Source organism: Nocardiopsis valliformis DSM 45023 (assembly GCF_000340985.1).
In the GTDB taxonomy this organism is placed as follows: domain Bacteria; phylum Actinomycetota; class Actinomycetes; order Streptosporangiales; family Streptosporangiaceae; genus Nocardiopsis; species Nocardiopsis exhalans.
Map to the genome: position 1 here is coordinate 21,672 of NZ_ANAZ01000052.1, position 11,263 is coordinate 32,934.

General features: G+C 65.9%; 10 protein-coding genes and 1 tRNA gene. 8 read left to right on the forward strand and 3 right to left on the reverse strand.

Annotated features, from left to right (window positions below; all coding sequences use genetic code 11):
- Window positions 1-28: 28 nt before the first annotated feature.
- Both orn and D457_RS0129900 read left to right on the forward strand, forming a co-directional pair.
- Window positions 29-679 carry an oligoribonuclease gene (orn, locus tag D457_RS0129895; protein WP_026117169.1) on the forward strand — a complete coding sequence of 217 codons (651 nt, stop codon included), beginning with the start codon at window positions 29-31 and terminating at the stop codon, window positions 677-679.
- Window positions 680-746: 67 nt separating this feature from the next.
- A tRNA-His gene (locus tag D457_RS0129900) sits at window positions 747-822 on the forward strand.
- Window positions 823-1,185: 363 nt separating this feature from the next.
- Here D457_RS0129900 and D457_RS33770 read toward each other — a convergent pair.
- Window positions 1,186-1,647: a hypothetical protein gene (locus tag D457_RS33770; RefSeq protein ID WP_017584341.1), complete on the reverse strand. Its 462-nt coding sequence runs from the start codon at window positions 1,645-1,647 to the stop codon at window positions 1,186-1,188.
- A 105-nt stretch (window positions 1,648-1,752) separates the two neighbouring features.
- Between D457_RS33770 and D457_RS33775 the strand changes: the two genes are divergently transcribed.
- Both D457_RS33775 and D457_RS0129920 read left to right on the forward strand, forming a co-directional pair.
- Window positions 1,753-2,799, forward strand: a complete 1,047-nt coding sequence (locus tag D457_RS33775; protein ID WP_017584342.1) for an AraC family transcriptional regulator — start codon at window positions 1,753-1,755, stop codon at window positions 2,797-2,799.
- A 594-nt stretch (window positions 2,800-3,393) separates the two neighbouring features.
- A complete protein-coding gene (locus D457_RS0129920; protein WP_017584343.1) occupies window positions 3,394-3,909 on the forward strand; it encodes a hypothetical protein in 516 nt (171 codons plus the stop codon).
- A 44-nt stretch (window positions 3,910-3,953) separates the two neighbouring features.
- On the opposite strand, the gene D457_RS0129925 is transcribed toward D457_RS0129920, so the two are convergent.
- The gene (locus D457_RS0129925) at window positions 3,954-6,317 is read right to left on the reverse strand and encodes an ATP-binding protein (RefSeq protein WP_204367490.1); all 2,364 of its coding nucleotides are present in this window, start codon (window positions 6,315-6,317) and stop codon (window positions 3,954-3,956) included.
- 312 nt (window positions 6,318-6,629) lie between these two features.
- Between D457_RS0129925 and D457_RS0129930 the strand changes: the two genes are divergently transcribed.
- From D457_RS0129930 to D457_RS0129940, 3 genes are read left to right on the forward strand one after another with little or no spacing between them, the layout of a single operon-like run.
- Complete coding sequence (locus tag D457_RS0129930) at window positions 6,630-6,845, forward strand: hypothetical protein (protein ID WP_026117170.1); 216 nt, start codon at window positions 6,630-6,632, stop codon at window positions 6,843-6,845.
- On the forward strand, window positions 6,832-7,359 hold the full coding sequence (locus D457_RS0129935) for a DUF6879 family protein (RefSeq protein WP_152514421.1): 528 nt from the start codon (window positions 6,832-6,834) through the stop codon (window positions 7,357-7,359). Before D457_RS0129930 ends, D457_RS0129935 begins: the two co-directional genes overlap by 14 nt.
- Before the next feature lie 34 nt (window positions 7,360-7,393).
- Window positions 7,394-8,254 (forward strand): methionyl-tRNA formyltransferase, encoded by an 861-nt coding sequence (locus tag D457_RS0129940; protein WP_039832049.1) that lies wholly within the window; start codon window positions 7,394-7,396, stop codon window positions 8,252-8,254.
- A gap of 225 nt (window positions 8,255-8,479) precedes the next feature.
- Here the strand turns inward: D457_RS0129940 and D457_RS0129945 are convergent, their stop codons facing one another.
- Window positions 8,480-8,995, reverse strand: a complete 516-nt coding sequence (locus D457_RS0129945; RefSeq protein WP_017584348.1) for an NUDIX hydrolase — start codon at window positions 8,993-8,995, stop codon at window positions 8,480-8,482.
- 285 nt (window positions 8,996-9,280) lie between these two features.
- On the opposite strand from D457_RS0129945, the gene rmuC reads away from it, so the two are divergent.
- Complete coding sequence (gene rmuC / locus D457_RS0129950; RefSeq protein WP_239646258.1) at window positions 9,281-10,975, forward strand: DNA recombination protein RmuC; 1,695 nt, start codon at window positions 9,281-9,283, stop codon at window positions 10,973-10,975.
- Window positions 10,976-11,263: the final 288 nt, after the last annotated feature.

Consider the following 11,263-nt stretch of genomic DNA (forward strand, 5'->3'; position numbering starts at 1 on the left):
GCTCCGCAAAACCCCTAAGCTGACCGGTATGAATGACAGTTTGGTGTGGATCGACTGCGAGATGACAGGCCTCGACTTCGAGAACGACGCACTGATCGAGGTTGCCTGTCTGATCACCGACGGCGATTTGAACATCCTCGACGAGGGTGTGGATGTCGTGATCAAGCCCCCGCAGGAGGCCCTGGACCGGATGGGCGACTTCGTCCGGAACATGCACACCACCTCGGGGCTCCTGGAGGAGCTCGACAAGGGCGTGACCCTCGAAGAAGCAGAGGACCGCGTCCTGGAGCACATCCACCAGTACGTCACCGAGCCCCGCAAGGCGCCCCTGTGCGGCAACTCGATCGCCACGGACCGCACCTTCCTCGCCCGCGACATGCGGCGCATCGACGATTTCCTGCACTACCGGATGGTCGACGTCTCCTCCATCAAGGAGCTCCTGCGCCGCTGGCACCCGCGCGTCTACTACGCGAGCCCGGAGAAGAACGGCGGCCACCGCGCCCTCGCCGACATCACCGAAAGCATCCGTGAGCTGCGGTATTTCCGCGCCGCCGCCTTCCTCCCGGAACCCGGCCTGAGCTCGTCCACGGCCCGCGCCATCGCCGCCGAAGTAGTCGCCGACGGCAGCGGCTTCGAGGCACGTGACGCGGCTCTCGCAAAGTCCACCCCGGAAAACTGATCGAAGCACTCCTCAGAGTCCGATAAGCTTTCATACGTACGCAGGGCCGAGAGGCCAGGCGGACGTGGTGGGTGTAGCTCAGCCGGTAGAGCACTTGGTTGTGGTCCAAGAAGTCGCGGGTTCAAGTCCCGTCACTCACCCCAGAGGCTCAAGCCCCTGACCAGCGACAACGTCGCAGGGTCAGGGGCTTTTGCGTTGTCGAGGGTGCACCAGCGGGTGCACGGGGCCCATGGCGCGGGCCGGCCACGGCGCCGACACCGAGATGTGCTTCTTGAACCGCGAGGAGTTCACCCTGCTCCATGACTCGAGGCACCCCGACGTGCGCGACATGGTCGAGGTGGTTCACATCAACCCGCCTCAGCCCACCAACGAGGGGAAGACCATTTCCGAGCTGGGAAAATCGGCAGCATAGAACGTCTCACACGGATTGGCAGCTTCCGGTTCAGGGAGTCGAACGCGCGAGTCCCAAAGATCGCCTGACAGGCAGGGCACGGCTGGATCAGCGCCTACCGCACGGCCGGTATGCCAGGGCCGCTCGGTGTCGTGCGCCAGGGCTCACTCTGTCGGGTCAGGTCGCGGACCAGGGCACGCCAGGGGATGACGAGGACGAACGGGACCGCCAAGGCACAGGCGAACAACGTCTCGGAGACCTCCGGGGTCACAGTGCCGCGCCACCACAGCGGCACCGCGACCGCGAGTACCCAGATCGCCTTCCAGCACACCTCGAACACGAGCACGAGGATCATTCGCGCCGGTGCGAAGAGCCCGACGATCGCGAGGAGCTGCAGGGCGCACAGCACGGCGTCGAAGGCTCCGTCCAGGAGGGGGCGGTCAAGCCCCGACGTCAGCAGTCGTGGCCAGGCGGTGAGGCCGAGGCCGACCACCAGGAGCAGGTAGCAGGCACGCAGCAGGTTGCGGCGCAGGGGCGTCATCGTGTCGGCCGTCGCCGACGTGGTGGAAGCGTTCATACAGCCAGTCTTGTCACCGGGTTCCGGGGCCGGAATGATCTGGGGTGTCAGGATCCTTGATCCTGCGGGTCAGGGTTCGAGAACCCTCTCTGGGAAAGGATCCGAATGCAGCGGGCAACGATCGCGGCCGGACTCGTCGCCGGGCTGCTCACCTACGCCGAGCGGCGCGGTGCGGACGCGGACACGCTCGCCGCGGCCTCGGGCCTCTCCCGTGAGCGGCTGCGCGACCCGGACGCGCGCGTCCCGTTGCCGCGTTACCTGGAGCTCGTGCACGCTGTTCGCCGTACTCTCTCCGACGATGCCCTCTCGCTCCACTACGGGGCCGAGATCGCGATGGCCGACGTGTCGATTGTGGGCCTGCTCATGGAGGCGGCCCCCGACATGAGCGCCGCCCTGCGGCAGCTCCAGCGGTACGAACGCCTCGCGCTCGAGATCGACACGGACGAGGTCGGCCCACGGTTCGAGCTCGAACGTTCGGGGAAGCGTCTACTGCTGGTCGAACGCCGGCCGGTCGAGCCCGGCCACGTTCTCTCCCAGGAAGCGGTCACGCGCCTCGTATGTGGTCCGCGGCGCTTCCTGGACCGTCCGCACGCACTGCGCGTGCACCTGACCCGCGAGGCACCGGAGTGCACGGCCGAGTATGAGCGTGTACTGGGCTGTCCGGTCCGGTTCGGTTACCGGCGAACCGAGATCGAGCTCCACCCGGAGGTAGGCTCTTGGCCGGTGGCTCAGCACTCCCGCTACGTCTTCGGTGTCCTGCAGGAGAAGGGGGACGCGCTGCTGGCCCGACGTCCGCCGCCGGGGAGCTTTCGCGAGCGGGTCGAGGACATCGTGCGCACGGTGGTGCACGAGGGAGGCCTCAGCGCGGACACGGTGGCGGCTCGGCTCCACTGCAGCCGATCAACCCTGTTCCGCCGGCTGCGGGGGGAGGGCACCGACTTTCGGCAGGTCGTCGACAGCGTGCGACGTGACCTCGCGGTCGGCTACCTGCGGGCGGGACGGACGTCAGTGGGCGAGGTCGCATATCTCGTCGGGTTCTCGGACGCCGCCTCCTTCTCGCGGACCTTCCGGCGCTGGACAGGGCAGCCACCAGGACGCTTCCGGAAGAGCGTGGCTGAGGCGAAACCGACTGTTCCGCGTCCCTGTACCTGATTTACCCTGCCGTTCGAACGACAGGCTCATTCTCAGCAGCGGCTCCTCCAGGACCTGAGCCACCACCGGCCACCGGTCGTGTGGCGACACTGCGCTCCCTGCTCGTCCCGACCTTGCGCGGCCCGTCCTCCTTCTCGGCCTCGAAGTGCAAGGTGGTGCAGTCGCACACGGTGTCTGCCGACTCGGTGGTCGACCGTGCCAGCAGACATCGGTGATCTGATGCCGGTAGTCGCGTTCCTGACCGCGGGCCAGGCACCGGAAGACGGTCTCTGGCGAGGGCGCGGCCCCAGCACCGCGCTGCACACCCGCGGCACGGTGGCGCCGTATTCAGTCACGGCCTGTTCGAAGGGGGTCTGCATCATCACCTCGCAGACAACTCGACGTTGCCGAACGTGAGCCGCCGCAGAGTAGTCATGCCAGCTCCTTTTTCGTTCTCCACGGGGAAGCCGTCCGGCACACCCAGAACGTGAGGTCCGAATCCACCCACACATCCCGCCACGAAGCGTGTCGAAACGACCACTAAACTACGTCCCGGTTCCGCTCCGGTCGTGACGCCCGCGGCGCCCCCTCTTCTCCCTCACCCCGAAGGTCCCCATGTACCCTCAGCCTGCGCAGCCCGTCCCGCTCCCCTCCCCTGAGCAGGTCCCCGCCCCCGGCCAGGTGAAGACCGTGGCCGTGATGATCTGGCTGACCTTCGCATTCGCACTCATCGTCTTCACCTTCAACATGGTCGGCGTGGCCTTGGCGGGGATCTCTCCGGGGTACGCGTTCGGCTACTCGCTCCCGTGGACCCTTCCTGCCACCCTCCTGGCCGTGACCGCCGTCCCCCTCGTCCGCGGTCACTCCTGGGCGCGGACCATGGCCAGGGTCGTCCTGATCATCCAGATCGTCGTACAGTCGCTGGCCCTGCTGGGCGGAACCGGTTTCCTCTGGGCACTGTTCCTGCTACCGATGGCCATCACCGCGCTGATCCAGCTGCACCACCCCATGTCCAAGTGGTTCTTCGCGGTCCACAACCCTGCCGCCAACCTGAAGTACCTGCAGCAGTACACGGCGGTCTACTACCCCCAGCAGCAGTACCCGGCTCAGCAGTACCCCCACCAGCAGTAGCTCGACCTTCCCTCAGCGGGCTCGGCGATCCGGCATTCAGCAATTCACGAGTCGCCGGCCACCACCTGTGCCTCGATCTCGGACCGCCGTGCCCGCGCCGCGGGCCCCGGGAAGGCCTCAAGCAACCGCAAAGCCTCACTGCGGCGTTCTCGCGCCTCGTCGAGGGTTCCGAGCCTCGTGAGTGCTGTCGCGAGGCGGACCAGCGCGAGGGCCTCGGACCATCGGTCCCCCTTGCTGCGAAAGGCCGCGATCGCCTGTCGGTGGAACGCCGCAGCCTCCTCTGCCCGTCCGAGCGACAGGTAGGTTTCGCCAGTGGCGTCCCAGGCGGCCGCCTGAAGGTCGAGTCGGCCCACCCGCGGAAACAGGGCGGCGGCCTGCTGAAGGTGGCCGAGCGCTTCGGTTTCCCGTTCACTGGCCAGGAGGATCCGCCCCAGTTCCAGGAGGGCAAGCCCTTCGAAAAGCTTTCCATCGGCCGTCCCCGCGATGGACAATGCCCGCTCCGCGGTCTCCTGAGCCGACGGGTGACGTCCCGTCTGTCGGTGGACCGCCGCCAGGAGGGTCAGCGCTTCGGCCTGTTCCAGGGGCTCGTTCGTCTCAGCCAGGATGGCGACCGACCGGTTCAGCGATGCCTCGGCCCGTTCGAGCCCTTCGGGCACGCCGCTTTCGAGCAGAACCCAACCGAGATTTCGGGTGAAGGCCCCCACGTACACCGGATCATCGAGCTCGATCGCCTGTTCCAGCGCCTGCTCGAAACTGGATTCGGCGTCTTCGAACCGGTGCGCGAACATACGAACGACCCCCAGCCCGTTGGCGGCCCTGGCCTGCCCGAAGGTGTCACCAAGCTCCTGAAAGACGGCCAACGCGGCCCCGAAGCATGCGTCCGCCTCCTCCAGGCGGAACAGGTGCCGGTAGGCGATCCCGAGGTTGTCGAGCGTGATCGCCTCTCCGTACCTATCCCCCGAGGCCCGTGCGGAGGACAGAGCCTGTCGTTGGGCAGGCAGCCACGTGTCAGCCGGTTCCCGGTCCGCGATGAGCATGGTCAGTGTCGCGGGGATCTGCCAGGCGATCCGGTGCATGCCGTGGTCGTGGGCGATCCGTACGGAGCTGCTGAGGTTGTCGCGTTCGGTCTCGTACCAGGCGATCGCAGCCTTGACCCCGTCGAACTCCATCACCCCGACCGAATCATCCATCGGTTCGAGGGTCAGCTGCATGGTGTAGGCGGCTGATCCAGCCCGCGCTGCCTCAGCAGCCGAGTACAGGTACCACCCCAGGACTCGCCGCAGCGCTTCTCGCTGCTCGCCCTCCGATTCCACCTGCCGGGCCTGGTCGATGGCGTAGGCACGCAACAAATCGTGGAATTGATACCGGTCGTGTCCGCACTCCTCCAACAGGTGCGCACCGGTCAGGACGTCCAGGTACCTCCGGGCGCTTACCGGGGTAATCGCGGCCAGTGCCGCGGCGGCTTCAACGGAGAAATCGGAGCCCGGATGCAACCCGAGCAAACGGAACATGCGAGCGACGGGCGGCGTGAGCGCTCGGTAGGACCAGGCGAAGACCGTACGCACCGCGTCCGCCTCATCGGCACTGTCCTCTCCGGACACCGACAGCGCATCCCAGATCCCGGACTCGTCACGGAGCTCAGTGATCAGGTCGCGCAGCGGCATGTGCGGGCGTGCGGCGGCCCGCTCCGCGACGATTCTCAGTGCCAGCGGCAGCCGGGCACACAGAAGGGCCAGTTCGGCGAGGTCGGTGTCGTCATCACCGCTGCGGTGTCCATCGATGGTGGTGCGCAGCAGCCGCACCGATTCTGCTTGTGACAACGTCTCCACACTCACCCGGTGTGCCCCTTCTCGTATGACCAAACCAGACATGCGGGTACGGCTCGTGATCGCGACCAGGCAGTTCGCCGATCCGGGGAGAAGCGGTCTGACATCCCCGGCACCAGCGGCGTTGTCCAACACGATGAGCACGTGCCGGTCCGCCGTCACGGAGCGGAACAGCTCCGCACGTGATTCCTCCCCGGTGGGGATACGGTCCAACGGCACGTCCAAGGCCCGTAGGAAGCGACCGAGTACCTCCGTGGTCGCCACCTGTGGTCCCGGATCGTATCCGTGCAGGTTGACGTATAACTGCCCGTCGGGGAAGTGGCTCTTGATTCGATGCGCCCAACGAACGGCCAGGGTCGTCTTGCCCACTCCAGCTGTGCCCACGACCAGAGCTATCCGTAGGGCCCCGCCGCTCTGGACCGGGGTAGAGGCGTCATCCAACAGTGAGTCCAGACTCCGAACCTCATCGGTGCGGTTGACGAATCCACGCAGCTCACCGGGGAGTTGAGCCGGACGGAGCGCGGAGACCAGTGCGGGGTTGTGGAAATGCACGTCACCGCCGATGTCGCGCGCTTGGATCACACCGCTACCGGTCGAACTCGAAAGCGAGTTACGGACTTTCGGATCAGGTGCTGCTTCATGGTCGTGCTGGCTCGACCCTTGAGTCACATCTTCTCCTGTTCGTCTCCACCGGGACCGCCTGACAGACCTGCGCTGGCTCTGCATCCGAAGACCGAATCGGGCCATCCTTCAGATGCGATCACCATACGTCTTATTATGCCCATCCCGGACAAGGGTCATGAGACTCCTTCTCTGTAACCACGCTGACTGTTATTATCCCTGCAGCCGATCGAACAGCCCAAGATTCAAGAATCTTCGAGACGCGAGGTGCTCATGAGAATCAAGTTTGTCGGTGGTGCTACCGGCCAGGGCGGTTCACCCAGGTTGTATCAGGACGAGGAAAGCGGCGATTTCATCGTCCAGGGATATATCGTCAGCGATCCCAATGATATAGAGCAGATGAATATCCCCGACGGAGAAACCGTCGTCCGCGTTCCGGCCAGCCTGTTCGAATACCTGCCGAAGGAGGGTCCGAGTGAAGTCTCTTGATGCGGCCGGTTGGGCACGGTTGTTCCATGAGTGCCAGGAATTCGCCTACCACCTGGAGATGCGCGACCACTACGCGGTGGCGGAGGAAGAGGCCGACATCGAAAGGTGGCGCGCGGGTGACTGGGGGCCAGAGGATGACGCGCGCAGCAAGGCGGGCTGGCTCGACCTGATGCGCTCCACCGCCGAGCGGAACGTGCGCCTGCGCCGGGTGCGGATCGTCTCCGAACCGGTGACCGAGTACATCCGCTTCGAACACGAGGGAACCCCCCAGAACCTGGCGGCCGGGGAGGACATCCGCTGGCTGCCCCGCACGAACGCCTCGGGCCTGGCCCTACCCGGAAACGACTGCTGGATCCTCGACGGAACGAAAGTTCTGTTCAACCATTTCACCGGGGACGGCGGCTGGGTCGGAAATGAGTTCAGCACCGACCCGGACGTGGCGAAGCTGTGCGCAGAGGCGTTCGAGTCAGCATGGACCCTGGCCACCCCACACCACGAATTCACCCTGAAGTAGCCAACAAAACCCCCACTCATAAAGAAACTGGGAGATGTCGACCCCTCTCCGAATTTGCGTGATCTCGTCCGGACCCGACGAGTTCTCCACCATCCACGCGGCCTGCTCAGACTCCGGACACCGACCGGTCGCCTATTTCCACGGACGCTCTCTGCGTTCCGGCGGACCCAACCTCGGCGACGCAGGAGAGGCGACCGCGGAAATCCTCAAAGTCGTTCCACGAGGAATGGACCTACTACTCCCCGGAAACATCGAGGGTCTGGCACTTTCCCTGGAAAGCTACCGTCCCGACCTACTCATCGTCTTCGGTTTCGCGTGGAAGCTTCCCCGCTCCGTGCTGGACATCCCCCGGCACGGCGCGATCAACATCCACGTCTCCATGCTGCCGAAGTACCGAGGGCCGGCGCCGCTGCTCTGGGCCATTCGCAACGGTGATCCCACCGGAGGCATCACCGTCCACCGGATGGACGAGGGCTTCGACACGGGCAACGTCCTCGCTCAGAAGGACGGCATACCCCTGGCAGACGACATCAACTGGTCGAACTACTGCACGGACGCGATGCCTGTGGTCTACGAGTTGCTGCGCACAGCCTTGACCCGCGTCGCCAACGAGGATCCCGGCGAACCCCAGGACCACAGCGAGGCCACCTACGCGGGGTTCATGGAAGAGGAGTTCGCCCGCATCCGCTGGTCCGACGCTGCCCACACGATCCACAACCAGGTCAGAACCCACCGCTTCATGCGCTCCCCCGAGAGCCCCATCGCCGAGGTCAACGGCACTCGCCTCATCGTGAAACGCACCAGCCTGGAGCCCACCGAAGGGCAGCGCGTCGTCTGCGGGGACGGCACACCCCTGTGGATCACCGAATCAACAAAGCTTCCAACCGTTTCATGAGGCGACCGCCCATGGGTGACCGGACAAGACACCAGGTCTCCTAGCGTCCAGGTCCCGCCAGCAATAGCCCGTGGGTGATGGGCGAGCGCACCGATCACCCGCAGGTCTCTCGGTGCGCTCCCCGAATCCTTCGCCGAAAGGCCGCGTTCCTCTTGGGGTGATTGCCGGTCAGGACCGGGCAAACGGGCAGCGGACAAGCTCACCCGTGTCAACTCCCTGCTGCTCTCAGGGTTGTTCAAGCTGACGAACCAGGTCACAGTGTCCCGTTCTGTTCGGGCGCCTCTCGCCCTGGTGCAACAGCGCGAGAAGGCCGTGAAGGTTCGCCTGAGCGAACTCTGAGAGCCTGGAGGGCAGGAGGCAGATGCTCGCAACGGCCTCACTGGTAGCGGGCACGGTGACCACCTCGTAGGTACCGCGGCCGGGCTCGGTGAACTCGGCCCCCGTACGTTGGCTCGGATCCATGGAGACCAAACGGGCGACGAAGATGTGTTGAAGACTCACACCTTCAGGAAGCTCGTCAGTGACGAGAAAGACCTGGCGCACCCCGTCGATCTTCCCGCCCAGCTCCTCGAAGACCTCACGGTGCAGCGCCGCCTCGGCATCGGCGTCCTCCGGCTCCAGCCCTCCGCCTACGGCAACCCAGTAAGGTTCCTGCCCCGGCCTGGTGCGCTTGATGAACACCAGACGCCACTCACTGTCGAACAGGAGCGCGCGTGCGCTCTCTTTGGCAACAGCGTTCATGTCATCTCTCCTCCGCCGGACGTCTGGTGGGAGTAGAACTCCTCCCGCCGAGGTCCGGGCCTGTGCGCCGCTCGAAGTTTCGCTTGTTACCGGTTCCAAACCTGATAAGGCCTGTTATCGAAATCCTATGAGGGAAAATATCTCCGTGTTCCGTAGGGTGACGGTCATCGCGCTTCACCCGCTTCCCATATTTCTCGGGAGCCCCTGAAACGCGGTGTGCCCATCCTCTTCGCAGACCGCTCATGCGTCCTGCGCACTTCCCTTGGAGGAATCACCGTGAACACCATGCTCATCATCGCCCTCGTCGTCGTGACGGCCGCGGTCTTCGCCGCCCTCGGCTACCTGTTCGCCCGGCACCGCACCCAGGTACAGAACCGGGACCACGGCGACGAACAGAATCGCCTGCGAACGGAGCTGAGGCTCACCGAGGAGCAGCGCGACCAGGCGCGTACCCAGGCCGGAGAGCTCCGCACCGAACGCGACGAGGCCCAGAAGTCCCAGCGCGAACGCGAGTCCGCGTGGTCAGAGCTGACTACCCGGTTGAATGCCGTGTCCGAAGAGAGGGGCAGGCTGGAGACCGAAGGGAAGGCGACCGGGGAGAAGTTGGGCCAGGCACGATCCGAGATCGAGGGACTCCGCAAGTCGCTCGACGACAGCCGGCGGCGAGTCGAGGAGTTGGAAGGCGCCCTGATCGCCGAGCAGCAGGGCAAGGCCGCAGTGGAGGCGGTGAACGCCGACCAGAGGGCGCGCATCAGCGGCTACGAGACCGACCTCGCCACGCTGCGCACCGAGCGGGCGGAGCTGGAGAAGCGCCGGGCCGAGGTGGCCGCCGCGCAGAAGGAGCTGGACAAGGTCCGCGAGGAGCACAACCGGCTCCAGACCGAACAGGTCGAGGCGACCGTGGCCAAAATGCTGGAGTCCTCCCAGGAGAAACTGACCGCCGCCGCGGACGAGAAGCTCGGGACGACCGCCAGGGCCGTGACCGAGAAGCTCCAGGAGCTGGGCCTGCACCTGCGTGAGTTCGACGGCAGGCGCACCACGACCGAGACCCGTCTGGACGAGCAGCTCAAGAACCTGGCCCAGGAGAACGCCCGGGGCCGTGCGCAGACCGAGGCTCTGGTCAAGGCGCTGCGCAAGCCCCAGGTGCGCGGACGCTGGGGCGAGCTCCAGCTCAGGAAGGCCGTGGAACTCGCGGACATGCGCGAACGCTGCGACTTCGACACCCAGGTCTCCGTCACGGACGAGGAGGGGACCCAGCGGCCGGACATGATCGTCAACCTCACCAGCGGCCGCCGGGTCGTGGTGGACGCCAAGGTCTCCCTCGACGCCTTCATGAACGCCCTGGAGGCGGACGGGGACGACGAGTACGACCGGTTCATGGACGAGCACGCCGCACAGGTCCGCAAGCACGTGGACACGCTCGCCGCGAAGGAGTACTTCGTCAAGGTCGCGGGCAGCCCGGACTTCGTGCTCATGTTCCTGCCGAACGAGTCCCTGCTGCAGGCCGCCCTGGACCGGAAGCCGGACCTGTACGAGCACGCCCTCGCCAAGAAGATCATCATCGCGACTCCCACCGTGCTGATCCCCATGCTCCGCACCATCGCCCTGTCCTGGGACGAGAAGGCGATGCGGGAGAACACGGAGGTCATCCACGGGTTGGGCCGGGAGATCTACGACCGGCTCACCAAGGTGGGTGAGCACCTGGGAAGGCTGAGGGGCTCCCTGGACAAGTCGGTGGAGCACTACAACGCGGCGATCGGCTCGTTGGAGGCGCGTGTACTGCCGACCGCCCGTGAGTTCCCCAAGCTCGGCATCCGCCCGAAGAAGGAACTGACCGAGCTGCACCCGGTGGAACGTCAGACGCGTGCACTGGTCGCCCCGGAACTGCTGGCCTCCACCACCGCAGAGGCCGGAACCAGTGCCTCTGGCACGGACCTGTTGGAGGACCTGGTGGAGATCACCCCCGAGCAGCTCGACTGAGCGGATGCTTCGTCCCCGCGCGGCCGCTCCCCCGACAGGATTCGGGGAGCGGCCGCACCGTGTTCGGTTCCTCGGTTCGGTCAGGCCATGGCCGGGACTCGGGGGCGGGGTCGGGGCCTTCCCAGCTTCTGGGCCCAGGGGCGGGCGGTGGGCGGCTCGGTGTGCGGCCAGAGCAGCACGAGGAGGGCGTCGACGTCCGGGGCCTCCTGCAGGCCGCTGGGGGTGGCGACCCAGAAGGATCGGGTGGTGGGTCGGGCCGAGGCGCGGTATCAGGATCACTCCTGACCC

Bases quoted from the DNA above. Each gene is read 5' to 3' on its own strand.
- orn (WP_026117169.1), top strand. From the start codon at position 29: ATGAATGACAGTTTGGTGTGGATCGACTGCGAGATGACAGGCCTCGAC.
- D457_RS33770 (WP_017584341.1), bottom strand. From the start codon at position 1,647: ATGAACGCTTCCACCACGTCGGCGACGGCCGACACGATGACGCCCCTG.
- D457_RS33775 (WP_017584342.1), top strand. From the start codon at position 1,753: ATGCAGCGGGCAACGATCGCGGCCGGACTCGTCGCCGGGCTGCTCACC.
- D457_RS0129920 (WP_017584343.1), top strand. From the start codon at position 3,394: ATGTACCCTCAGCCTGCGCAGCCCGTCCCGCTCCCCTCCCCTGAGCAG.
- D457_RS0129930 (WP_026117170.1), top strand. From the start codon at position 6,630: ATGAGAATCAAGTTTGTCGGTGGTGCTACCGGCCAGGGCGGTTCACCC.
- D457_RS0129940 (WP_039832049.1), top strand. From the start codon at position 7,394: ATGTCGACCCCTCTCCGAATTTGCGTGATCTCGTCCGGACCCGACGAG.
- D457_RS0129945 (WP_017584348.1), bottom strand. From the start codon at position 8,995: ATGAACGCTGTTGCCAAAGAGAGCGCACGCGCGCTCCTGTTCGACAGT.
- rmuC (WP_239646258.1), top strand. From the start codon at position 9,281: ATGCTCATCATCGCCCTCGTCGTCGTGACGGCCGCGGTCTTCGCCGCC.